Annotated in this window: 18 protein-coding genes and 1 pseudogene; 7 read left to right on the top strand and 12 right to left on the bottom strand. The window is 72.3% G+C overall.

The window, feature by feature from the left end; all coding sequences use genetic code 11:
- Nucleotides 1-22: 22 nt before the first annotated feature.
- The 11 genes from Sco07f_RS19250 to Sco07f_RS19300 form a co-directional block, all read right to left on the bottom strand.
- Complete coding sequence (locus Sco07f_RS19250; RefSeq protein ID WP_054101073.1) at nucleotides 23-604, bottom strand: TetR/AcrR family transcriptional regulator; 582 nt, start codon at nucleotides 602-604, stop codon at nucleotides 23-25.
- Between the two features lie 253 nt (nucleotides 605-857).
- Nucleotides 858-2,039 (bottom strand): YncE family protein, encoded by a 1,182-nt coding sequence (locus Sco07f_RS19255; protein ID WP_108988560.1) that lies wholly within the window; start codon nucleotides 2,037-2,039, stop codon nucleotides 858-860.
- Nucleotides 2,036-2,689: an ankyrin repeat domain-containing protein gene (locus tag Sco07f_RS19260; RefSeq protein WP_108988561.1), complete on the bottom strand. Its 654-nt coding sequence runs from the start codon at nucleotides 2,687-2,689 to the stop codon at nucleotides 2,036-2,038. Before Sco07f_RS19260 ends, Sco07f_RS19255 begins: the two co-directional genes overlap by 4 nt.
- A gap of 324 nt (nucleotides 2,690-3,013) precedes the next feature.
- Nucleotides 3,014-3,667: a maleylpyruvate isomerase N-terminal domain-containing protein gene (locus Sco07f_RS19265; protein WP_108988562.1), complete on the bottom strand. Its 654-nt coding sequence runs from the start codon at nucleotides 3,665-3,667 to the stop codon at nucleotides 3,014-3,016.
- An 88-nt stretch (nucleotides 3,668-3,755) separates the two neighbouring features.
- Nucleotides 3,756-4,847 (bottom strand): AI-2E family transporter, encoded by a 1,092-nt coding sequence (locus Sco07f_RS19270; protein WP_108988563.1) that lies wholly within the window; start codon nucleotides 4,845-4,847, stop codon nucleotides 3,756-3,758.
- Between the two features lie 94 nt (nucleotides 4,848-4,941).
- Complete coding sequence (gene glpK / locus Sco07f_RS19275) at nucleotides 4,942-6,465, bottom strand: glycerol kinase GlpK (RefSeq protein ID WP_108988564.1); 1,524 nt, start codon at nucleotides 6,463-6,465, stop codon at nucleotides 4,942-4,944.
- A 145-nt stretch (nucleotides 6,466-6,610) separates the two neighbouring features.
- Nucleotides 6,611-7,441, bottom strand: a complete 831-nt coding sequence (gene nadE, locus Sco07f_RS19280; RefSeq protein ID WP_007389659.1) for an NAD(+) synthase — start codon at nucleotides 7,439-7,441, stop codon at nucleotides 6,611-6,613.
- 135 nt (nucleotides 7,442-7,576) lie between these two features.
- Complete coding sequence (locus Sco07f_RS19285) at nucleotides 7,577-10,585, bottom strand: 3-keto-alpha-glucoside-1,2-lyase-like domain-containing protein (protein ID WP_108988565.1); 3,009 nt, start codon at nucleotides 10,583-10,585, stop codon at nucleotides 7,577-7,579.
- A 205-nt stretch (nucleotides 10,586-10,790) separates the two neighbouring features.
- A complete protein-coding gene (locus tag Sco07f_RS19290) occupies nucleotides 10,791-12,110 on the bottom strand; it encodes a DEAD/DEAH box helicase (protein WP_087788298.1) in 1,320 nt (439 codons plus the stop codon).
- Between the two features lie 131 nt (nucleotides 12,111-12,241).
- Nucleotides 12,242-13,201: an alpha/beta hydrolase family protein gene (locus tag Sco07f_RS19295; RefSeq protein WP_108988566.1), complete on the bottom strand. Its 960-nt coding sequence runs from the start codon at nucleotides 13,199-13,201 to the stop codon at nucleotides 12,242-12,244.
- Between the two features lie 162 nt (nucleotides 13,202-13,363).
- Entirely contained in the window at nucleotides 13,364-13,798 is a 435-nt protein-coding gene (locus Sco07f_RS19300; protein ID WP_007389663.1) for a PGPGW domain-containing protein, read from the bottom strand.
- A 272-nt stretch (nucleotides 13,799-14,070) separates the two neighbouring features.
- Between Sco07f_RS19300 and Sco07f_RS19305 the strand changes: the two are divergent.
- Both Sco07f_RS19305 and Sco07f_RS19310 read left to right on the top strand, forming a co-directional pair.
- Nucleotides 14,071-15,938, top strand: a pseudogene (locus Sco07f_RS19305) (CocE/NonD family hydrolase).
- A 38-nt stretch (nucleotides 15,939-15,976) separates the two neighbouring features.
- Nucleotides 15,977-16,216: a DUF5302 domain-containing protein gene (locus Sco07f_RS19310; RefSeq protein ID WP_007389666.1), complete on the top strand. Its 240-nt coding sequence runs from the start codon at nucleotides 15,977-15,979 to the stop codon at nucleotides 16,214-16,216.
- Between the two features lie 85 nt (nucleotides 16,217-16,301).
- Here the strand turns inward: Sco07f_RS19310 and Sco07f_RS19315 are convergent, their stop codons facing one another.
- Nucleotides 16,302-17,249, bottom strand: a complete 948-nt coding sequence (locus Sco07f_RS19315) for a methionyl-tRNA formyltransferase (RefSeq protein ID WP_054101063.1) — start codon at nucleotides 17,247-17,249, stop codon at nucleotides 16,302-16,304.
- Nucleotides 17,250-17,438: 189 nt separating this feature from the next.
- Between Sco07f_RS19315 and Sco07f_RS19320 the strand changes: the two genes are divergently transcribed.
- From Sco07f_RS19320 to Sco07f_RS19340, 5 genes are read left to right on the top strand one after another with little or no spacing between them, the layout of a single operon-like run.
- Entirely contained in the window at nucleotides 17,439-18,794 is a 1,356-nt protein-coding gene (locus Sco07f_RS19320; protein ID WP_087788294.1) for a lysine N(6)-hydroxylase/L-ornithine N(5)-oxygenase family protein, read from the top strand.
- An 11-nt stretch (nucleotides 18,795-18,805) separates the two neighbouring features.
- Complete coding sequence (locus Sco07f_RS19325) at nucleotides 18,806-19,864, top strand: FecCD family ABC transporter permease (protein WP_164139973.1); 1,059 nt, start codon at nucleotides 18,806-18,808, stop codon at nucleotides 19,862-19,864.
- An 11-nt stretch (nucleotides 19,865-19,875) separates the two neighbouring features.
- Complete coding sequence (locus tag Sco07f_RS19330; protein ID WP_174855388.1) at nucleotides 19,876-20,967, top strand: FecCD family ABC transporter permease; 1,092 nt, start codon at nucleotides 19,876-19,878, stop codon at nucleotides 20,965-20,967.
- 38 nt (nucleotides 20,968-21,005) lie between these two features.
- The gene (locus tag Sco07f_RS19335; RefSeq protein ID WP_108988569.1) at nucleotides 21,006-21,869 is read left to right on the top strand and encodes an ABC transporter ATP-binding protein; all 864 of its coding nucleotides are present in this window, start codon (nucleotides 21,006-21,008) and stop codon (nucleotides 21,867-21,869) included.
- A 50-nt stretch (nucleotides 21,870-21,919) separates the two neighbouring features.
- Entirely contained in the window at nucleotides 21,920-22,972 is a 1,053-nt protein-coding gene (locus tag Sco07f_RS19340; RefSeq protein ID WP_007389671.1) for an iron-siderophore ABC transporter substrate-binding protein, read from the top strand.

Raw genomic sequence — 22,972 nt, forward strand, 5'->3', positions numbered from 1 at the left:
CGGCCGGGGCCCGGCCGCGCGGCTAACCGGCGCCCACCGCTCCCTGCGCGGACGCCGTACGGAGCACGTCGAAGCACTCGGCGAGCAGTGGCCGCAGCGGCCGCTCCCGGTCCCCGTCGATCCAGCGCCGGAAACCGACCTTCAGAACGGCGATCGCCGCCTCGGCGGTCAGCCACGCGCCCAGTTCGTCCACGCCGCGCTCGCGCAGCGCGTCGGCGAGTGCGCCGGAGAGGGACGCGAGCTTGATCAGCTCTCTCTCCCGCAGCTCCGCGTTGGCGTCGATGACGCTCTGCCGCAGGCCGACCAGGTCCCCGCGCTCCTCGAAGACGCCCGCCGCGGCGTCGAGGGCGGCGGCCACCGCCGTCATCGGCGCCGCCGTCGCGGGCGCCGCCGCGACGGCGTCCGCGCACAGCTCCTCCAGCATGCTCGAGCCGGCGAAGAGGACCTCCCGCTTGTCGGCGAAGTGCCGGAAGAACGTGCGCTCCGTCAGGCCCGCACGCTTGGTGATCTCGGCCACCGGGGTCTGTTCGTAGCCGCGCTCCACGTACAGCTCCAGCGCCGCCTGCTCCAGGCGGCCGCGCGCGTTCGGCTCCCATCGACCCATGCCGCGGAGTCTACGCGAGGGCAGGCACTGTCATGCGGGGGCGCGGTGCGGTGCTCACGGTGGGCCGGGAACCGGATCTCGAGCACGTCCTGCACAGCATCGTGAGGGCCACGGCTTCCTGGGCGAGTTGATCCGCCACCCCGAGCCCCTGCGGCTGTCGGACCTCTCCGAGCCTCCCGCCGGCCGGACCGGGACACCAGGGGCCGCCCGGTCCCCGGCGTGGGCCGTTCGGCCCCGGTCCGGCCCCGGGGGCTCAGGCGCCGCCGGTCCCCTCCTCGCCGCCGAGGACCGCGACGGCCAGCGGCCGCTCGCCCACCGGGAGCCGGGTCACCCGGCCGGTGCCGATGTCGACGACGCTCAGGCCGTTCCAGTAGCCGTCGCGGGTGAAGCCGCCCGAGACGTAGGCGGTGCGGCCGTCGGCCGAGAGGGTGACGGTCTCGTGCGGGCCCTCGAGCGGGACGACCCGCTCGTCGCCGTCGGGCGTGCGGACGGTCAGGGACGGGCCGTCGTCCTCGGACGGGTCGATCGGGCCGGTGCCCACCACGTACAGCGTGCCGTCGGCGCCCGCCGCCACGCCGTGCTGGTGGGTGTTGGCCGTCATGTCCTCGATCCGGACCCGACCGGTGCCGGGATCGACCACCGCCAGGCGCTCGCCCTCGAAGGGCAGCAGCAGGGCCCCGTCGGAGGGGCGTACGGCGGTGTAGTGCGGCTTGAGCCAGGAGCCGAGGCCGCCCTCGGTGCCGTACGGGGCGACCTCGATGCGGCGCGCCGTCCACTCGCCGGTGTCGACGACCGTCACGTCGAAGGAGTCGTGGTTGGTCGCGTAGACCTGCCGGCCGTCGCGCGAGACGTCGACGTCGAACGGGCGGCGGCCGACCGGGACCACCCGCGTCACCTCCCGCCGCTTCGTGTCGACGACCTCCAGGGTGCCCGTGCCGCCGGGGACGTTGACCCCGACGTAGACGCGGCTGCCGTCGGGGGACAGGGCGATGCCCATGCCGCCGCCCCGGTACTCGCCGGTCGTCACCGGGCCGGTGTCCGTCCGGTAGGGGATGAGGGCAGTGCGCTCGCGGGTGCGGGTGTCCACGGCGGCCACGCCCTCCGCGGTCGCCACCCACGCCGTGCCGTCCTCGCCCAGCGCGATCCCGTACGGCGCCGTCCCGACCCGTACCGAGCCGAGGCCGGCCGCCGCGCCCCGTCCGGCGGGGTCGACGAAGGTGACGGTGTCGGCGCCGAAGTCCGTGACCAGCAGGGTGCCGTCCGGAGCGCGCGCCGGGGCGCCGCCGGACTCGGGTGCGTGCGGGGCCGCGGTGGCCGGAGGGTCGGACACCGGGGGCGCGGCCCGGTCGTCGCCGCCGTCCGAGGCGCATCCGCCCAGCGTCGCGGTGACGGCGGCCAGCACGGCGAGGCGGCCCGTGAGGGAACGCCGGTTCACCGTCGGCCACCCTCCGCGCGAGGGCCCTCGCCGTCCGGTGACTCGGCCCGCCGCAGCAGCTCCGCGACGGCCTCGAAGCCCCTGCGTTCGGCGTGGGCACGGGCCGTGACACCGTCGCCGTCCGGCAGCGCGGGGTCGGCGCCCGCGGAGAGCAGGGCCGCCACGACGTCCTGGTGCGCGCGGTCGCCGTCGCCGAGGACGACCGCTTCGAGGAGCGCCGTCCAGCCGAGCCGGTTGACGTGGTCCACGTCGATGTCCGTCTCCGCGAGCACGGCGCGTACGTAGGCCACGTGGCCGCGTTCGCTCGCCGGGATGACCGAGACACCGCCGAAGCGGTTGGTGAGCGTGACGTCCGGGCCGCCGGGCAGCAGCGCCCGCATCATCGCGACGCTGCCCGTGACCCCGGTGACCAGCCACGCGCTGTCGTCCCGCGCGTCCTGCGCGTTGACGTCCGCGCCGGCCGCGACCAGGACCTCGGCGACCGCGACCCGGTCGGCCAGGGCCGCCAGGAGCAGAGGCGTGCGGCCCTGTTCGTCGCGCAGCTCCCGGTCGGCGCCGGCCCGCAGCGCGGCCCGGGCGGCATCGGCGTCGCCGCGGCGAACGGCGTCCGACAGGGCGAGGTCGGCGGGGGTGGTTGGCTCGGCGGTCATGGTCGGACAGCTCCACGGTGTCGGGGACGTGTGCCTCCAGCTTGGACCCGCGGTGCCCCGGCAGAGGTCGACGCACCGGCTCCCGCGCGGCTGCCGATCGGACGAAGACCGCGTCGTCCGATCGGACGACCCACCGGCCTGCCGGGCGACTCACCGGACCACTGAGCGCCCCCCGGCCTGCCGGACGACCCACCGGACCACTGGGCGGCCCGCCGATCCGCGGGGGTCGCCGGACCGGCGGTCGCGCGCGCCGACGGGATGCCGACCGGCCGAGTCCACCGGGTCCACCAAGTCCACCGGGGCCGACGTGCCCGATGCAGCGGGTCAGCCGACGGGGAACGGGAGCCGCGCCGCCGGCGCTCCCAGCGCGGCCTCCTCCGCCGGGGTAGGCGGCCGGCGGCCGGTGCCGACCAGCAGTGCGTCCCGGTCGGTGAACGACGCGGGGAACGCCGCGCCGACGACCCCTTCGAACAGCTCCCGCGCGTGCCCGAGTCCCTCGGCGGGCGGCGCTGCCGCCTCCGGGAGGTGCGCGACCAGGTCCAGATGGTGCAGGGACCATTCCAGGACGTACGCCGAGAGGTAGTCGCCCGCCGTGAGTACCTGGCCCTGCGTGCCCACCCGGCCCGTGGGATCGGCCAGCGCCGCCGCGCGGCCGGCGGCGGAACCGACGTCGTCGAGGTGGAACTTGAGCAGCCCCGGCTGCTCGTAGGCGGCGGCCAGGCGGACGATCAGCGCGTCGAGCGGGTCGTCCCCGGTCGGGGGCTCGACGACCTGCCAGTAGGTCACCGCGTCCCGGGTCGGTTCCTCGGTGGTCGGGGTGGCCAGGGTGATCAGGACGTCCTGGGCGTCGACGACCAGGTGGCACACCAGGTCCCGGACGAGCCAGCCGGCACAGCCGGACGGCCGGGCGAAGTCCTCGTCGGAGAGGTCGGCGACCGCGGCGAGCAGGGCCGACCAGGAGCGGCTGAAGAGATCCACGCCCGACAGCCAACACCACCGCCCGCCCGGGGGCGACCCAATTCGCGCGAGCGGCCCGGCATCGGCAACGAGGGGACCGTCCGCCGGCTCAGCCGTCGGCGGTCGCGGCCTCCTCGGACGGCTCGGCCAACTGCTCGCGCACGTAGTTCCACACCACAGCGATCAGCGCGGCGAGCGGGACGGCGAGCAGGCTGCCCACGATCCCGGACAGGCTGCCGCCCAGCGTCACCGCCAGCAGGATCACCGCCGCGTGCAGACCGAGGCCACGGCTCTGGATGATGGGCTGGAAGACGTTGCCCTCCAACTGCTGCACGACCACGATGATCGCGAGCACGATGAGCGCGTCCGTCAGGCCGTTCGACACCAGGGCGATCAGCACCGCCACGAAACCCGCGAACAGGGCGCCCACGATGGGCACGAACGCGGACACGAACGTCAGGACCGCCAGCGGCAGCACCAGCGGCACGCCCAGGATCCACAGGCCGAGGCCGATGAACACGGCGTCGAGCAGCCCCACCAGGGCCTGCGACCGGACGAAGGAACCCAGGGTCTCCCAGCCCCGCAGCGCGACCACCGGGACGTCGGTGGCCAGCCGGCCGGGCAGCTGGCGGGCCAGCCAGGGCAGGAACCGCGGCCCGTCCTTCAGGAAGAAGAACATCAGGAAGACGCCCAGGACCGCGGTGATCAGGCCGTTGACCACCGCCCCCACCCCCGTCGCCACGGCAGTGGTGATGCTGCCGACGCTGTCCTGGATGCGGGCCACCGCTGAATCCATCGCACCGGTGATCTCGTCGTCACCGATGTTCAGCGGCGGTCCCGCCGCCCACTCGCGCAGCCGCTGGATGCCCTCGACCACGCCGTCGGTCAACTCGTCCGTCTGGGAGGACATGGGCACCGCGATCAGTGTCACGATGCCCACGACGACCAGCAGGAAGGCCACCGTCACCGCCGTCGCGGCCAGGGCCGGACGCCACCCGTGCCGCCGCAGGAAGCGGGCCGAGGGCCACGTCAGCGTGGTCAGGAGCAGACCGACGAGCAGTGGCCACACCACCGACCACATACGGCCGAGGACCCACAGGGTCACCGCGAGCATGACGAGTATCAGCAGCAACTCGCCCGAGACGCGCGCGCTGGTGCGCAGCGCGGCCCGGGTCCTCGCCGCGCTCAATCCGGCAGACATGGGATCACCCTATGCGGACGCCCGTGCGCGGGACCCGGGGGATCGCGGAACCTCCGGCACGCCGGGCCCCGTTGGCCGTTGATCCGCCCCCGGATCAGCTCTCCGGGACCTTGACCCAGTCGAGGGTGCGCTCGACCGCCATCTTCCAGCCCGCGTACCCCTGCGCGCGCTGCTCCTCGGACCACTGCGGCTCCCAGCGCCTGGACTCGCTCCAGTGGGTGCGCAGTTCGTCGGTGTCCCGCCAGAAGCCGGTGGCCAGCCCCGCCGCGTAGGCGGCGCCGAGGGCGGTGGTCTCCGCGACCACGGGGCGGCTCACGGGGACGCCCAGGACGTCGGCCTGGATCTGCATGCACAGGTCGTTGGCGGTCACCCCGCCGTCGACCCTCAGCACGTCCAGGTGGACCGAGGAGTCCTGCTCCATGGCCACGACCACGTCGCGGCTCTGGTAGCAGATGGACTCCAGCGTCGCCCGGGCCAGGTGCGCGTTGTCGTTGTACCGGGCGAGGCCGACGATCGCGCCCCGGGCGTCCGAGCGCCAGTAGGGGGCGAACAGGCCGGAGAACGCCGGGACGAAGTACATGCCGCCGTTGTCCTCGACCGTGCGGGCGAGTTCCTCGCTCTCGGCCGCGGTCTTGATGATCTTCATCTGGTCGCGCAGCCACTGCACGGCGGACCCGGTCACCGCGATCGAGCCCTCCAGCGCGTAGACCGGCGGATTGTCGCCGAACTGGTAGGCCACGGTGGTCAGCAGGCCGTGCTGGGAGCGGACCAGCTCGGTGCCGGTGTTGAGGACCAGGAAGTTGCCGGTGCCGTAGGTGTTCTTGGCCTCGCCGGGCGAGAAGCAGACCTGGCCGACGGTCGCCGCGTGCTGGTCGCCCAGGACCCCGGTGATGGGAACGGCGGCGCGCAGCGGCCGGGAGGTCCGGGTCGTGCCGTACGCCTCCGAGTGCGAGGACGGGTTGATGGTGGGCAGCATGCCGCGCGGGATGCCGAAGAAGCCCAGCAGTTCGTCGTCCCAGTCGAGCGTCTCCAGGTCCATCAGCATGGTGCGGCTCGCGTTGGTCACGTCGGTGGCGTGGATGCCGCCGTCGGGGCCGCCCGTCAGGTTCCACAGGACCCAGGAGTCCGTGTTGCCGAACACCGCGTGTCCCTGCTCCGCGGCCTCGCGGACGCCGTCGACGTTCTCCAGGATCCACTGGATCTTCCCGCCGGAGAAGTACGTCGCGGGCGGCAGCCCGGCCTTGCGGCGGATGACGTCGCCCCGGCCGGTGCGTTCCAGGTTCGCCGCGATGGCGTCGGTGCGGGTGTCCTGCCAGACGATGGCGTTGTAGTACGGCCGACCGGTGCGCGGGTCCCAGACCACCGTGGTCTCCCGCTGGTTGGTGATGCCGATGGCCGCCAGGTCGGACCCCGACAGTCCGCCGTTGCGCAGGGCGTTCTGCATCACCGAGTTGGTGCGCTCCCAGATCTCCACCGGGTCGTGCTCCACCCATCCGGAGCGGGGGAGGATCTGCTCGTGCTCCAGTTGGTGCTTCGCGACCTCGTTGCCCCCGTGGTCGAAGATCATGAACCGGGTGCTGGTGGTTCCCTGGTCCACCGCGCCGATGAAGTCCGCCATGTCCGCTCCGCCTCTCCGGCCGGTGCCCGCCCTGGTTCGGGCACCTCCTCGGACAGACTAGGTCGACTCATGGCAAACCGCACATAAAGGGCATGCCTGACGTGGTGGTCGCCGGTGGTGGCCGTCGCCACCACCGGCGGTCGGGTCAGGGAGCGATCGGCATCCGGCGCTTGTGGTCGGTCTGCCGGTAGCGGGTGACGATCGTCTCGAAGACCTGCTCCTTCACCGGCTTGCCCTCCAGGAAGTCGTCGATCTCGTCGTAGGTGACCCCGAGGGCGTCCTCGTCGGCCTTGCCCGGGTCGAGGGTCTCCAGGTCGGCCGTCGGCACCTTCCGCACCAGCTCGGCGGGGGCGCCCAGCGCGTCCGCGACGGCGCGCACGCGGCGCTTGGTCAGGCCCGTCAGCGGTACGACGTCGGCGGCGCCGTCGCCGAACTTGGTGAAGAAGCCGGAGACCGCCTCTGCCGCGTGGTCGGTGCCGACGACCAGGCCGCCGTGCGCACCGGCCACCGCGTACTGCGCGATCATGCGCTGCCGGGCCTTGACGTTGCCGTGCACGAAGTCCTGGTGGTGGGCGTCGCGGAAGGCCACGTCGGCGGCGAGCAGGGTCTCGAGCATCGCGTCGCTCGCGGGCTTGATGTCCACGGTCAGCACCTCGTCGGGCCGGATGAAGGAGAGCGCGCGCTGGGCGTCGCTCTCGTCCGCCTGGACCCCGTGCGGCAGCCGCATCGCGTAGAAGCGGGCCTCGTGCCCCTCGGCGCGCGCCCGCTCCACGGCGAGCTGGCAGAGGCGGCCCGCGGTGGTCGAGTCGACACCGCCGCTGATGCCGAGCACGAGGGCGCGCAGACCGGCGGAGGCCAGCCGCCCGGCGAGGAAGGCCACCCGGCGCTCGATCTCCCGTTCCGCGTCGAAGGTCTCCGCGACCTCCAGTTCCCGGGCGATCTCCTTCTGCAGGGCGATGGACGCCGGCTCGCTCAATTCCGCTCCTTCTTCGACGGGCAGGTGATTCTCGCTTCAGCCTACCCACAGGCGCCCGCGGCACCGGTTCGCCCGCCGGATCGGTGGAGCGGCCGTGCGGGGCGGCGTTCAGGGACCGTCCCGCACGGCTTCGGGTCAGTCCAGCGGTTCGACCCGGATGTTGCGGAACCTGACCTTGTTGCCGTGGTCCTGCAACCGGATCGCCCCGGCGGCCGGCGTCTCGGCCCGGCCGGCCGCGGTGGGCCCGTCGAGGGCGACGTCGTCGTGGACCGTCTCGCCGTTCCACACCACCGTCACCCGGGCGTCGGCCGTCTTGGCGCCGTTCTCGTCGAAGCGGGCGGCCCGGAAGACGATGTCGTACGTCTGCCACGTCTCCGGGGCCGTCGCCGCGTTGGTGTCGGGGGCTTTCTTCAGGTAGATCGCCCCGGCCTCGTTGGTGTCCGGGGTGGTGTCACCGTAGGAGTCGAGGATCTGCAGCTCGTAGCGGTCCTGGAGGTAGATGCCGCTGTTGCCGCGGTCCTGGCCGGTCACGTCGTCCGGCAGCAGCGGCACCCGGAACTCCACGTGCAGTTTGAAGTCCTGGTAGGCGTCCTTGGTGCGGATGTCGCCGCAGCACACCTCCATCGACCGCTCCTCGGCCAGCGGCCAGGCCACCTTCCTCCCGTCCGTGTGCTGCCACTGCTCCTGCGAGGCGGCGGTCCCGTCGAACAGGGCGACCCGGGCGCCGTGCGGGCGCACGGTGATCAGGTCGAGGTTGACGTGGCCGGTGTCGCCGGGGTCGTAGCGGTAGGAGAGCGTGTTGTGGCCGGCTCGCAGCCGCACGCTCTCGGTCCGCGTGGACCAGGTGTCCCAGTCCCCGGTGGAGGGGAGCCGCGTCTGGCGCACCTTCTTCCCGTTGGCGTAGAGGGACAGCGACTTGGTGCCCTCGAAGGGGTTCGGGCCGTTGGAGTAGCGCAGGCCCACGTCGTAGGTGCCGGGCTTCCGGACGGGCACGTCGAAGGTCGTGGTGACCTCGCCCTCGGTGGCGTAGCGGTCGACGAAGCCGCTGCCGGAGTAGCCGGCGTGGTCGGTGTTGATGCCCGCCTTCCCCGTCAGCCGCGCCTCCTCGGCCTCGTACAGGGTGGCGGCGGGCGGCTGCTTGCCGGGCATCTCGTTGAGGGTGTACCAGGCCTCGGTGCTCCAGAGCGTCTCACCGGAGGCCGAGGCGAACGGGCGCGGGGAACGCACGTGCACGACGCGGTCCGGCTTCAGGCCGTCCAGCCGCAGCCGCACGGTGCGGCCGTCGTCCGAGAGCGTCGCGGACCGCACGGCCAGCTCCTCCTCGGCGATCTTCGGGCCGCCGTAGTCGCCGGTCGGCGTGTAGCGCCACTGCTCGGCCTCGTAGCGGGAGGCCAGCTCCGCGGCCGTCTCCTCGGACACCGGCTGGGTGTACGTCAGGTCGAAGCCGCCGGGCACGGCCCGCATTTTCTGGACGTCGAAGGTGTTGCCGCCGTTCGGCGTCAGCTTCTGCAGGCCGAACTTCAGCTTGCCCTCCTGGCCCCAGTTCCCGTCGGCGCCCAGGCCGCCGGTGTAGATCGCGCCGTCGGGGCCCATGGAGACCCGGTTGACGCCCGCCTCCAGACCCTGGGTGTAGCGGAAGACGGCGCCCTGGTACTGGCCCTTCACCTTCTCCAGGTAGGCGCGCTGGAGGCCGCCGTAGGTGACGTCGCCGATCAGCATCTGGCCCGCGAACCTGCCCTTGGTGAGGTACAGCGGGGTGGAGGGCGAGTTGCCGATCTCGTTCTGCGGCAGCCACAGCACCGGCTGGGTGACGGGGGAGTCCTCGAAGGGCCCGGCGGGCTCGGTGTAGTGGTTGAAGAAGCGGTCCTGCTTGATCTGGACCAGCTTCGAGGCGGGCAGCCAGCCGCCCTGGTTGTCGGTGGCGAACAGGCTGCCGCCCGGTCCCCAGCCGATGCCGTTGGGCGTGCGCAGCCCGCCCGCGATCGGACTGATCTTCCCGGTCTTCTTGCTGATCTTGTACGTCGTCCCGCGGTTGGGCGCGGGCTGCGGGTTGGTGGTCGCGCCGCCGAGGTCGATGGCGACGGAGAGGTTCACGTAGAAGTAGCCGTCCCGGTAGAGCAGGCCGAACGCGAACTCGTGGAAGTTGCCGCCGTAGGGCCAGGTGGCGACCGTGCGGTATTCGTCGGTCACGTCGTCGCCGTCGCTGTCCACCAGCCGGGTCAGCTCGTGCTTCTGCGAGACGTAGAGCGAACCGTCCACGTACTTGATGCCCATGGGCTCGCGCAGCCCGCTCGCGACCTTCTCGACGGTCACCTTGTCGCGGCTGGTCTCGCCGGTGACGTTGTCCAGGAGGTACACCTCTCCGGCAACGTTGTCGGAGCCGCCCCAGGTGCTGAGCGCCAGGCGCCCGTCGGGCAGCCAGTCCATGCCGGTGACCTGCGGTTCGAAGCCCTCGGGGCGCAGGTCGGTGAGGTCGAGGTCGGGGCGCACGGAGGTGAGCGGCAGACCGTCGCCGGGGGTGTCGCGCCCGGCCTCGCACTCCTTGCGGCCCGGCGCCGTCACTCGGACGACCCCGGCGTCGGTGCTCAGCGCCTCGGTGGGCACGACGCTGAACCCGCTCTCGCCCGGCGGCATCCAGGACAGCTGGAGCTGCTGGCCGCCGCCGCGGTCGAAGTGGTCGATGCGCAGCGGGTGCGCTCCCGCGGTGAGTTCGACCGTGCCGTCCTTCGGCTCCGCGCCGTGCAGTCCGTCGTGGTCGATCACCGTGGTGTCGTCGAGGGTCAGCCGGGAGCCGTCGTCGCTGACGAGCCGGAACACGTAGGTGCCGTCACGCGGCGCCACCAGGTAGCCGGACGCCTGGGAGACGAAGTTGTCGGCGATGCCGCCGAAGTCGGCGGTGGTGGACCAGTCGACCGTCGGCATCAGCTTGTCGTGGTTGGGGGTCTGGCCCGGCTTGAGGGTGCACAGCTCGTTCAGCGGCGTCTGGACGTCGAACACGCGCAGCGTGACGCCGGGTTCCTGCGGCGGGATGTCGGCGGGGGCCGCCGAGGACGCCGGGGCGGCCCAGGCGCCGCCGAGCGCGACGGCCGACGTCAGCAGGAGGATGAGGTGTCTTCGGGCACGTGAGAACAGCCGTGGGTGCATGGGTCCTCCGGGTGGTGGGGACCGGACCGTGCCGGATGTCGCTCCGGTCTTGTGCGGCAGGACGGACGTTCCGCCGCCAAGGTAGGAGACTTCCGCTTGGCATGTCCATACTTTGTCATCAGTGTGTGCAAAGTTCTGGACGTCAAGTCCCCCTCCGGGGCGGCACATTCGCCTCCGTCTCCACGCGGCACGTTCGCCCGCGGGGTCAGCGGCCCCTGCGTACCCGGGCCGCCGCGCGCGCCTCCGCGGCCTTGCGCGCCTCGACGGCCTTGCGCGACCCCTTCGCGGCACCGCCAGGACGGGTGCCCATCCCGCGGAACCGGGCGTTGCCGCCCTCCTTGCCCTGCCCGGCCGGCGGGCGCTTCGCGCCGGTGAGGTCCGTCAGCTTCTGCTCGCCCGACCGCACCGGGGTCACCGTCGGCCGGATCCCGGCCTCGGACATCATCCGGTTCACCTCGCGCCGCTGGTCCGGGGTGACGAGCGTGACCACGCTCCCCGCCCGGCCGGCCCGCGCCGTGCGCCCGCCGCGGTGCAGGTAGTCCTTGGCGTCGGCCGGCGGATCGACGTTGACGACGAGGTCGAGGTCGTCGACGTGGATGCCCCGCGCCGCGACGTTGGTGGCCACCAGCACGGTGACCCCGCCCTCCACGAACCGGGCGAGGGTGTGGGTGCGCTGCGGCTGCGACTTTCCGCTGTGCAGGGCGGCCGCGGACACTCCGGCGGCCCGCAGCTGCCGGGTGAACCGGTCGACCCCGGCCTTGGTGTCGAGGAACATCAGTACCCGGCCGTCGCGGGCGGCGATCTCGGTGGCGGTGGCGTACTTGTCGGCGGGGTGGACGGTCAGTACGTGGTGCTCCATCGTGCTCACCGAGGCCGACACCGGGTCGACCGACACGGGGACCGGGTCGTGGAGACGGTCCCGCACCAGCTGGTCGACGTCGCCGTCGAGAGTGGCCGAGAACAGCAGCCGCTGCCCGTCGGAGGGCACCTGGTCCAGGATCCCCGATACCTGGGGCAGGAACCCCATGTCGCACATCTGGTCCGCCTCGTCCAGCACCGTGATCCGCACGTGGTTCAGGTGGCAGTCCCGCCGGGCCACCAGGTCGGTCAGGCGGCCCGGCGTGGCGACGACCACTTCGGCGCCGTCGCGCAGCGCCTGGGTCTGGCGGTTGATGGACAGCCCGCCGACGACCGTCGTCAGACGCACGTCCAGGGCCCGCGCGTAGGGCGTCAGCGCCTCGCTCACCTGCTGGGCCAGTTCCCGGGTCGACACCAGGACGAGGGCCAGCGGCCGCTTCGACTCCGCGCGCCGGCCCGCCGTTCTGGCGAGCAGGGCCAGCCCGAAGGCCAGCGTCTTGCCGGAGCCGGTCCGCGCCCGGCCGAGGATGTCGCGCCCGGCCAGGGCGTCGGGCAGGGTCGCCGCCTGGATCGGGAAGGGCTCCGTCACCCCCAGGCCGGTCATCGTCTCCACCAGCACCGGCGGCAGCCCGAGGGCGTCGAAGGATGCGGTCGGCTTCGCGTTCATGGGGGACCTTCCTGTTCAGGCGCCCGGAACGCGACCGGGTCCGTACCCCTCGGTACGGACCCGGGCGCCTCGACGCGTGGGGCCATTTTACCAGCGGGCCTCCCCGCGCCCCGCGGCCGAGCGTCCGGGCCCTACTTGGACTCGATCCGCCCGAGCGGGTCGGGACCGGCGCTCAGCGCGTCCCGCGCCGCCTGCCAGGCGGAGTCGCCCGGGTACAGCTCGGAGCGCAGATAGGCCCAGGTGAGCCGCTGCACCGCGGCCACCCGGCCGGGGTCCTCGTCGGTGGTCTCCGCCACGTCGTACCCGGCGACCCCGCCGAGCCCGTGGCCCGCGCCGAACAGGGTGAGCAGGGCCTTGGGGCCGGGGGAGAGGACGTACGGGTCGGTGTGCCACCCGGGTCCGCGCACGGTCAGGTGGGCGGAGTCGTCCTCGTCGCCGGCGACGACGAGCGCGGGGGTCCGCATCCCGGAGAAGTCCGTGGTCAGGAAGAAGGGCATGTTCTCGGCCGCGGACGCGCTGAGGGCGTCGCCGCCCCGGCCGGGCGCGGCGAGCAGGACGCCCGCCCGGATGCGGGGCTCGGTCAGGTCCACCTCCGAGCCGTCGTCCGGATCGGTGAGCCGGGCGCCCAGGAGCAGGCTCGCGGTGTGCCCGCCCATCGAGTGCCCGGCGACGGCGACCCGGTCCCGGTCCAGCCGGCCGGCCAGCTGCGGGACGGCCCGCTCCAGGTCGTCGAGCCGGTCGAGGACGCGCGTCATGTCCTCGGCGCGCGACCGCCAGAACAGCGGCGCCCCCGGGGTCCTCGGATCGAGCGCCAGTGACCTCGAACTCAGGTGCGTCGGCTGGATCACGACGAAGCCGTGCGCCGCCCAGTGGTCGGCGAGGGGCGCGTAACCGTTCAGGGAGGAGAGGTGGTTCGAGTAGCCCTGGCCGTGCGAGAGCAGGACGACCGGCAGGCCGGTCCCGGTCACGGGGGCCGAGACCCGCACCTGGAGCTCCACGGGCCGTCCCGGGGCGGGCAGCACGACCGGGGCGACGGAGAGGACGGGCACGGGCGGGGAGGCGAAGTCGGTGGGGGATATCGGTGCACTCACGATGCGGATGTCCGTTCGGTAGTTCGGGGCTCGTGGGCCTGGCGGCCGCGGCGGCCGGTCGTGCGGGACGGCGGCGGTCGAGGCCGTTCCAGGAGGGCGCACGTCGGCGCGACAAAGCGGAACGCTGTCCCAGTTAAATATACGGAACGCTGTCCCGTTTGGTCAACGCGTACCTTCCGAAGCGGGCGCCGAGCCGCGACGGTCCGCCTGAACGCGGCGGTGGCTCCACACGAGCAGGGCGAACAGCGCCACGCTGGAGATGATCAGACTCGCCCCGGTGGCCCATCCGGAGTACGGCAGCTCGGGGACCAGGCCCCACGCCAGACCCGCCGCGAGAAGGAACAGCCCCACCGACACCGAGCCCGCGATGCGCCACCAGGAGGACACGCTCTCCTCGGCCGCGCGCATCGCCCGGACGCGGACGGGGGCGACGAACCGGTCCAACGCCGGGACGGCGCGCGCCAGCAGCACCACGCCGGCGAAGACGAGCAGCAGGCCGGGTCCCGGCAGCACCAGGAGAGCGACGCCGAGCAGCAGCAGGACGGCCCCGAGAGCACCCAGGGCGGTGCGCCGGATCGAATCGACACCCCGCGCCATGGCGCCCCACTCTCCTGCGGTCGGGAAGAACTCCGGTCTCCGGTTCCGTCGGCGTGCCCAACCTTAGGCAGCAATCGACGTGCGGGCGATTCCGGCGCGGACGCGGCGGGCGGGGCCCGACGGTGCGGGCGCGGGAAGGTCTCGCCCCACCCTGTCCGCCAATGCCCTTTGTGGACGGGGCAGTTGCCGGGACGCCCCATCGACGTGCGGGCACTTCGCTGCTAGACCTGCACCACCCGTACCACCTGCACCCACCGTCCAAGGAGGAGCATGTGAGACCACGTCGCGCGGTCGTCCGGACCGCCTCGGCACTCGTCGCCCTCGCCCTGACCGCGGGCCTCGGCGGCCCGGCCGTCGCGGCCGAGGGTGCGGAGTCGGAGCCGGCCGCCACCGCCACCGGGGCCGGTCCCGTCACGCACGAGGAGAACGACCGGGTCCCGGAGGGTTCGGTCTGGACCCAGCACTACTTCCCGTCGTCCGACCGCTCGGACACCCGCCTCCACGCCGACGTGCTGCTTCCCGAGGGACTGAAGCACAGGGAGAAGGTGCCGGTCATCCTGTCGATCGGCCCCTACTTCGCCCATGCCGGCCAGACCGGCCCCGAGGGCTGGAGCCACACCGGGCCGTCCGCCCGCTTCCAGGACTTCATCGAGGGCACCGACCTCTTCGACCAGGGGTACGCCTTCGTCATGGTGGACCTGCGCGGCTTCGGCGGCTCCACCGGCTGCCTGGACTGGGGCGGGCCGGGCGAGCAGGCCGACGTGAAGGCCGCGATCGACTGGGCCGCGAAGCAGCCCTGGTCCACCGGCGCGGTCGGCATGTACGGCAAGTCGTACGACGCCGTCACCGGCCTCATCGGCAACAACCTGGACCAGCGGGCGCTGAAGGCCGTCGTGGCCCAGGAACCCGTGTGGGACATGTACCAGTACATCTACTCCAACGGGGTGCCCCGCCCGAACGTGACCGGCACCGCCGACGCCTACAACTCCATCGCGTCGATGCCCGCGATGGCGGACGACGACCCCCGCTACCGGGCCGCGGCCCGGTACGAGGAGAGCCACCCGAGTGCCTGACGGAGAACTCGGCCGGATACCGCATATCCGACCAGTGGGACGAGCACTGGACCTCCCGCGACCTGGCGCGGATGGCGAAGGGCAGCGACACCCCGCTCTTCGTGACGCAGGGCTTCGTCGAGAACAACACCAAGCCCGAGGAGATGGAGGAGTACCTCGACAACCACCGGGGCCCCGAGCGCGGCTGGCTCGGCCAGTGGGACCACGTGCGCGGCGGCGACCGCGTCGAGGACGGCCGCCTGGCCATGGGCCGCGAGGGCTGGTACGAGGAGACCCTGTCCTTCTACGACCGGTACCTGAAGGGCGTCAGGCCGACGGTGCGCTACCCGGCCTACGCCGTCGAGGACTCCACCGGCGCCTGGCGCGCCCAGCGTACGTGGCCCGTCACCGAACGGTCGGTCACCGTTCCGCTCGGCGGCGGCTCCTACGTGGACGACGGCGGCGCGTCCGCCCGCGCGGAGCTGACCGCGTCCGGCACCCCGGCGCCGAAGGCACCGTCGCAGCCGCCCGGCAGGTGGGACATGGAGAACGCGCCGGCGACCGAGCAGCCGGCCCCGGCCGGGCTGGCCGCGGGAGTGGCGGAGCGTCAGCTCGCGGGCGAGGTCGGCTCCAGCTTCTTCGTCTGGTCAAAGCCGCTGAAGAAGGACACACGCGTCACCGGCACCCCGCAGGTCTCCCTGACGGCCCGCGGCGAGGGCAACGTCATGCTCAAGCTGTACGACGTCGCCCCCGACGGCACCGCCGTCATGTTCGACGAGCAGGTCTCCCTGGTGAAGCCCGGACGGATGAGCGTCGACCTGAAGGCGACCGACTGGACCCTCGCCGCCGGGCACGTGCTGGCCGTGGAGATCGGTTCCGTCCAGACCGGTTCCTGGCGCGACACGCCCTCCGGCGAGACCGTCGAGGTCAAGGGGGCCAGGCTCCGGCTGGCGCTGGACAACCCGGCCGACGACGTCGCCACCCCCGGGGAGCGGTCGCCGTACCTGGACACGTATCTGCGCCGGTACACGGTGGACCTGCCGGCCGGTCCCGGCACATTCTCGGTGGTTCCGGGCGGCCGGCCGTGACAAGCTGTGCTCTTGTTGTCCGAGCCCAGGAGGTCGTCATGACTGAAGAGTCTTCATCGCAAGCAGGTTCGGAACCGGCGGAGGCCGAGAGCACCGCCCTCACACCCGATGCCAACGGTCAGTACGACCTGAAGGACAAGTTCCGCCAGGCGCTGGAGCGCAAGCGCGGCAAACAGGCCGAGGCCGCTGCCCTTGCCGCGAACGCCGACGTGGCGAAGATCCGGGGCACCCACGGTCCGGCCGCCAGCCAGCGGTCGTTCCGGCGCAAGAGCGGCTGAGGCCGCGCAGGACCCGCAACCCGGCAGGGCCCGACCGTGACGGCACGGTCGGGCCCTGCCCGTCATGGGTGTCCGGTCGCGGCGCTCAGGGGCGGGCGGTCAGATAGCCGCCCATGGAGGTGAAGTACTCCGTCGCGGCCAACTCCCGCCCGTCCTCCGTCCGTACGCGCGTGACGGCGAGGCCGTGATCGCGGCCCCGGCGCGCGTCGGCCCCGGCGACGATCACCACGCCCTCGCCCTCCCGGTAGAAGATCCGGCCGGGGGTGCCGCCGTAGCGCCCCTCGGAGACCACGGCGGCGAGGATCTCCAGCCGCCTGCCGCGGTGGAAGGTGAAGGCGCTGGGGTACGGCTCGGACTGGGCCCGGACCAGACGCTCGAGGTCCTCGGCCGGCCAGTTCCAGTCGATGCGGATGTCCTCGGCGGACCTCTTGTGGAAGAAGCTCGCCGCGGAGCGGTCCTGCCTGGTGAACTCGGTCTGCCCGGCCGCGATGAGCCCGAGGGCGCCGATGGTGACCGGGGCGATCAGGTCGACGGTCTTGTGGAAGAGGTCGGTGGCGGTGTCCGTCGGCCCGACCGGCACCGCCTCCTGCCGGACGATGTCCCCGGCGTCCAGCTCGTCGTTCATCATGTGCGCGGTGACGCCCACCTCGGTCTCGCCGTTGAGCAGCGCCCAGATCAGCGGGGAGAACCCGGCGTACTTCGGCAGCAGCGAGTCGTGCACGTTGAGGGTGCCGTGGCGAGGCAGGCCGAAGATGCGCGGGGGGATCCAGGTCCGCCAGTTGTTGGCCACGATGATGTCCGGACCGGCCTCCTCGAGACGCTCGAACAGCTCGTCGTCGTCCGGGCGGTTGCGGATCAGCACCGGGACGCCGTGCTCCTCGGCGAGGTCGGCGACGGAGTCGCTCCAGATCTTCTCGTACGCGTGCTCGCTCTTGGGGTGCGTGACCACCAGGACCACGTCGTGCTCGGAGTCCAGCAGGGCTCGCAGGGTGCGGTGCCCCCAGGTCTGGTAACCGAACATGACGACCCGCATGGGGGTTCCTCCTCGGGACAGGTGCTGAAGGCAGGGACTGACCCGGGCAGTTAAGCAAGCCTTACCTTAGTGCGCAACACCGCGTCGGAGTGCGTCAGTTGGCTGGAACCGACCCCTGGTGCGCCCTATCGACAGCCGTACCTCATTAGCTTAGGCTCACCTAAGTTTCCGGCGCACGAGGGGAGTGACATGTCACAGGTTCTTCCTGCTGACCCAACGCTGGTCCACGACCTCATTGGTATCGGCTTCGGACCGTCCAATGTCGCCATGGCGATCGCGATCCGCGAACACAACGCACGGGCCGGCGGGCAGGAGGCGCTCGACGCCCGCTTCTTCGAGCACCAGCCGCGCTTCGGCTGGCACCGCGGCATGCTGATCGACGACGCGACCATGCAGGTGTCGTTCCTCAAGGACCTGGTGACACTGCGGAACCCGGCCAGCGAGTACAGCTTCCTCTGCTACCTGCAGAGCAAGGGGCGGCTGATCGACTTCATCAACCACAAGAACCTCTTCCCGCTGCGGGTCGAGTTCCACGACTACTTCGAGTGGGCCGCGGCCAAGGTCGACGACATGGTCTCCTACGGTCACGAGGTCGTCGGCGTCGCACCCGTCGTGCGGGACGGAGCCGTGGACCACCTGGAGGTGACGGTCCGTTCGGGGGAGGGGCTCGAGGTCCACCGGGCGCGCAACCTCGTCGTCGGCACCGGGCTGCGCCCCCTCGTGCCGGAAGGCGTGGAGCGCGGCGACCGGGTCTGGCACAACTCCGAACTGCTGACCAGGGTCGACGCGTTGGAGGGCACCTCACCCTCCCGGTTCGTCGTCGTCGGCGCCGGGCAGAGCGCCGCCGAGAACGTCGCCTACCTGCACCGCCGCTTCCCCGGCGCCGAGGTCTGCGCGGTCTTCGCCCGCTACGGCTACAGCCCCGCCGACGACAGCGCGTTCGCCAACCGGATCTTCGACCCGGCGGCCGTCGACGACTACTTCGCCGCGCCCGGCAGCGTCAAACGCCGGCTGATGGACTACCACGGCAACACCAACTACTCCGTGGTGGACATCGACCTGATCGACGACCTGTACCGGCAGATGTACCGGGAGAAGGTCCTCGGCACCGAGCGGCTGCGGTTCCTCAACGTCTCCAGGCTCACCGACGTCAAGGAGACACCGGACCGGGTGCGCGCCACGGTGACCTCCCTGGTCACCGGTGAGGAGACCCTCCTGGACGCGGACGTCCTGGTCCTCGCCACCGGCTACGGCCCCGCCGACCCCCTCGGACTGCTGGGCGAGGTCGCGGACCGCTGTCTGCGCGACGACGAGGGCCGGGTGCGCGTCGAGCGCGACTACCGCGTCGCCACGGACCCGGCCCTGCGCTGCGGCATCTACTTGCAGGGCGGCACCGAGCACACGCACGGCATCACCTCGTCGCTGCTGTCCAACACCGCCGTCCGGGTCGGCGAGATCCTCGACTCGCTCCTCGGCCGGGGACTCGAGTCCGGTTCCGACGAGGCCCGTACGGTCGCCGACGGGACCGGCACCGGCGCGCGTTAATGTACGGCGCTATGACCACGACTGCGGTGGAGCGACCCGCGCCCGGAGGCGTAACCGAGGCCCGTAGACGCCGCGTTGCCGGTTTGGGCCTCCTCGCGGCGCTGCTCGTGGTCGTGGCCGCGGTGTCGCTGGCGGTCGGCGCGCGGGCGCTGAGCCCCGCCGAGGTCTGGCACGGGCTGGTCGCGGCGCCCGAACCCGACCAGCGGCTCACCGAGATCAGGCTCATCGTGCGGACCGTGCGGGTGCCCCGCACGGTCCTCGCCGTCGTGGCGGGCATCGCGCTGGGTGTCGGAGGGGCGCTGATCCAGGGGTACACGCGCAACCCCATCGCCGACACGGGGCTGCTCGGGGTGAACTCCGGTGCCTCGTTCGCCGTGGTGTCGGGGATCGCCGCCTTCGGGTTCACCAGCCCGTTCCAGTACGTCTGGCTCGGCTTCCTGGGCGCGGCGGTCGCCGGTGTCGTCGTGTTCGGGCTGTCGAGCATCGGCCGGGGCGCGGGCAACCCGCTCACGCTCGCCCTCGCCGGGCAGGGTGTCACGGTGTTCCTCGCGGCGATGACCACGGCGGTCGCGCTGACCGACAAGGCCTCGCTGAACGCCCTGCGGTTCTGGAACGCGGGCTCGCTGACCGGGGTCGGATTCGACGTCATCTGGCCCGTGTCGGCCTTCATCGCCGCCGGGCTGCTGCTGGCGCTGATCACGCTGCCCTCGGTCAACCTGCTCAACCTGGGCGACGACGTGGCACGGGGGCTCGGGGTGAACACCGCGCTGACCCGCACCGTCGGCGTCGTCGCCATCACCCTGCTGGCCGGGGCCGCGACGGCGGCCTGCGGCCCCATCGCGTTCCTGGGGCTCATGGTGGCCCATGTGGCCCGGTACCTGACCGGCCCGGACTACCGCTGGCTGGTGCCGTACGCCGGTCTGCTCGGAGCCGTGGTGCTGCTGGTCTGCGACATCGTGGGGCGCCTGGTCGTGCGGCCGGGGGAACTGGACGCCGGGGTCGTCGTCTCGCTCCTCGGCGCACCGTTCTTCGCCGTCCTGGTGTGGCGCGGAAAGTTCAAGAGCGCGTGAACGGGGCGGACATGAGGGCGGACGGGGCGGACGCGGCTGTGGACGCGAAGGCGGAGGTGCGGGCGTCGGTGGCGCCCGGGGTGCGGTTCGGCGGCGTGTCGTTCGTGTGGCGGCCCTGGATCGCGGGGGTCACCCTGCTCCTGGCGGTGGCCGGCTTCCTGGTGTTCTGCCTGTCCATCGGCGTCGGGGACTTCCCCATCGCCCTGCCCCGGGTCGTCGCCACCGTCCTCGGCGGGGGCGAGCAGGTCGACCGGTTCGTGATCATGGACCTGCGGATGCCGCGTGCCCTCGCCGGGCTCGTCGTGGGCGTCGCGCTCGGGGTGTCGGGCGCCCTCACCCAGTCGATCGCCCGCAACCCGCTGGCCAGCCCGGACGTCCTCGGCATCACCAGCGGGGCCGGCGCCGTCGCCGTGTTCCTGGTGACGGTGTCGGGCGGCGCCGCGACGGCCGTCGTCGACTCCGTGGGCCTGTCGGCGGCGGCGCTCGCGGGCGGCCTCGGCACCGGTCTGCTGGTGTACTTCATGGCATGGCGCCGGGGGATCGACGGCTTCCGGCTCATCCTCATCGGCATCTCGGTCAACGCCGTGATGCAGGCCCTCACCACGTGGCTGCTGGTCACCGCCGACATCAGGGACGTGGCCCGGGCCCAGGCATGGCTGGTCGGCTCGCTGGACAACCGGTCGTGGGAGGAGGTCCACGTCGCGTTGTGGAGCACGCTCGCCCTCCTGGTCGTCGTGGCCTGTGTCGCCTTCCAGTTCAAGCCGCTGCACTTCGGCGACGAGGTCGCCGCCGGGCTGGGCGTCCGGTTCGGGGCGGTGCGCGCGGCCCTGCTGCTGTGCGCCGTGCTGCTGGCCGGCGTGGCGGTGAGCGCGGCGGGTCCGGTGCCGTTCGTCGCGCTGGTGGCACCACAGGTGGCGATGCGGCTGGCCCGGTGCCCGACACCGCCGCTGGTGGCCTCCGGCCTGGTGGGCGCGCTGCTGCTGACCGGCTCCGACCTGGTCGCACGCACCGCCCTGCCCGTCACGCTGCCGGTCGGCGTGGTCACCGCCGCCATCGGCGGACCCTTCCTCGTCTATCTGCTGGTGCGGGCGAACCGCCGATAGCTGGTACAAAGTAAGGCGAGCCTAATCGAGGGGGCCTTGTGGTCGTTCAGTCCATCACCGGGACCGGTACGGGAGTTGACGGCGCCTCACGGCTGGCGGCCCGGGGAGTCACCGTCGGGTACGGCGCACGGTCCGTCATCGACGGCCTCGACGTGTCGATCCCGCCCGGCGTGATCACCACCGTCATCGGACCGAACGGCTGCGGCAAGTCGACCCTGTTGCGCACCCTGTCGCGGCTGCTGAAGCCGACCGGCGGCTCGGTCGTGCTGGACGGCGAGGACATCGCCGCGCTCAAGACCCGCGACGTGGCCAGGAAGCTCGGCCTGCTGCCCCAGGCGCCGGTCGCTCCGGAGGGGCTGACGGTGTCCGACCTGGTGGCCCGGGGCCGCCATCCGCACCAGAGCTGGCTGCGGCAGTGGTCGTCGGACGACGCCGAGGTCGTCGAGCGGGCACTGGCCATGACCGGGGTGTCCGACCTCGCGGACCGCCCGGTCGACTCGCTGTCCGGCGGGCAGCGCCAGCGCGTGTGGATCTCGATGACCCTCGCCCAGGGCACCGACCTGCTCCTGCTGGACGAACCGACCACCTACCTCGACCTGGCCCACGCGGTCGACGTGCTCGACCTGGTCGACGACCTGCACGAGTCCGGGCGCACCGTGGTCATGGTGCTGCACGACCTCAACCTGGCCACGCGCTACAGCGACAACCTGGTCGTCATGCGGGAGGGCGCGATCCTGGCGCAGGGTCACCCGCGCGACGTGATCACCGCCGACCTGCTGCACGAGGCGTTCGGGCTGCGCGCCAAGGTGATCGACGACCCGGTCGGGGACCGCCCCCTCATCGTGCCGATCGGACGGACCCACGCCGAACTGCATCAATCAACACCGGAGTTGCTGAAGTGAGGGTAGGCTAACCTCACACTGGTCGGCGCGACAGCAAAGGGATGCCCGGGATGCTCCTCAGAACGACGCGTATGAAGCCGTGGCGACGACTGGCGGCGGCACTGTCCGCCGCCGCGCTCGGCGTCGGACTCCTCGCGGGGTGCGGTTCCGACTCGGACGACCCGGCGGACGAGGCGGGCGGCGGCACCCCGGCCGCAGCCGGCGCCTTCCCGGTCACCGTGGAGCACGCGTTCGGAACGACGAAGATCGACAAGGCGCCCGAGCGGGTCGTCTCCGTCGGCTACACCGACGACCAGACCGTCCTGGCCTTCGGTATCAAGCCCGTCGGCATGGTCGACCAGTACCCGAACCCGGCCGGCCAGAGCCCCGACATCAACACCCAGTGGCCCTGGGTGAAGGACAAGTGGGGAGACACCAAGCCCGAGGTCATCATGAAGAACGGTGACACGGGCCCCAACTACGAGAAGATCGCCGCCCTGCGCCCCGACCTGATCGTCGCGGTCTACTCCGAGATCGACCGGGCCGCCTACGACAAGCTCTCCAAGATCGCGCCCACGGTGGGCCGCACCAAGGGCGAGAAGGAGCCGTTCAGCGCTCCCTGGCAGGACAACGCGCTGCACATCGCCAAGGCACTCGGCAGGGCCGAGGAGGGCGAGAAGATGGTGGCCGACATCCAGGGCAAGCTGGACGCGGCCAAGCAGGCCCACCCCGGGTTCGCGGACCAGACCGCGGTGGTGCTCTCCTGGTACAAGGACTCGGTGGCCCCGTTCACCTCCACCGACGTGCGCGGACGGCTCGTGACCGGCATCGGCTTCAAGTACCAGACCGAGATCGACGAGGTCGCCGGCGGCGACTTCTACACCACGCTCTCGCCCGAGCGCGTCGACCTGGTCGACGTGGACCGCGTCTTCGTCATCAACGACAAGGCGGACCAGGACGCGCTGAAGAAGTTCAAGCTCTTCACCAACCTGGACGCCGTCAAGAACGGCAAGGTGTCCTACCTGCTGGACAGCGAGGGCCCGGCGGTCGGCGCGGCCATCTCCCAGGGCACCCTGCTGTCCATGCCCTACGCCGTCGACGAACTCGTCAAGGCGGCCGGGTAG

Source organism: Streptomyces coelicoflavus (assembly GCF_003112555.1).
In the GTDB taxonomy this organism is placed as follows: domain Bacteria; phylum Actinomycetota; class Actinomycetes; order Streptomycetales; family Streptomycetaceae; genus Streptomyces; species Streptomyces coelicoflavus.

Excerpts from the sequence above, each read along its gene's own strand:
- Sco07f_RS19250 (WP_054101073.1), bottom strand. The coding sequence starts at position 604 with ATGGGTCGATGGGAGCCGAACGCGCGCGGCCGCCTGGAGCAGGCGGCG.
- Sco07f_RS19260 (WP_108988561.1), bottom strand. The coding sequence starts at position 2,689 with ATGACCGCCGAGCCAACCACCCCCGCCGACCTCGCCCTGTCGGACGCC.
- Sco07f_RS19270 (WP_108988563.1), bottom strand. The coding sequence starts at position 4,847 with ATGTCTGCCGGATTGAGCGCGGCGAGGACCCGGGCCGCGCTGCGCACC.
- glpK (WP_108988564.1), bottom strand. The coding sequence starts at position 6,465 with ATGGCGGACTTCATCGGCGCGGTGGACCAGGGAACCACCAGCACCCGG.
- Sco07f_RS19285 (WP_108988565.1), bottom strand. The coding sequence starts at position 10,585 with ATGCACCCACGGCTGTTCTCACGTGCCCGAAGACACCTCATCCTCCTG.
- Sco07f_RS19290 (WP_087788298.1), bottom strand. The coding sequence starts at position 12,110 with ATGAACGCGAAGCCGACCGCATCCTTCGACGCCCTCGGGCTGCCGCCG.
- Sco07f_RS19300 (WP_007389663.1), bottom strand. The coding sequence starts at position 13,798 with ATGGCGCGGGGTGTCGATTCGATCCGGCGCACCGCCCTGGGTGCTCTC.
- Sco07f_RS19310 (WP_007389666.1), top strand. The coding sequence starts at position 15,977 with ATGACTGAAGAGTCTTCATCGCAAGCAGGTTCGGAACCGGCGGAGGCC.
- Sco07f_RS19315 (WP_054101063.1), bottom strand. The coding sequence starts at position 17,249 with ATGCGGGTCGTCATGTTCGGTTACCAGACCTGGGGGCACCGCACCCTG.
- Sco07f_RS19320 (WP_087788294.1), top strand. The coding sequence starts at position 17,439 with ATGTCACAGGTTCTTCCTGCTGACCCAACGCTGGTCCACGACCTCATT.
- Sco07f_RS19325 (WP_164139973.1), top strand. The coding sequence starts at position 18,806 with ATGACCACGACTGCGGTGGAGCGACCCGCGCCCGGAGGCGTAACCGAG.
- Sco07f_RS19330 (WP_174855388.1), top strand. The coding sequence starts at position 19,876 with ATGAGGGCGGACGGGGCGGACGCGGCTGTGGACGCGAAGGCGGAGGTG.
- Sco07f_RS19340 (WP_007389671.1), top strand. The coding sequence starts at position 21,920 with ATGCTCCTCAGAACGACGCGTATGAAGCCGTGGCGACGACTGGCGGCG.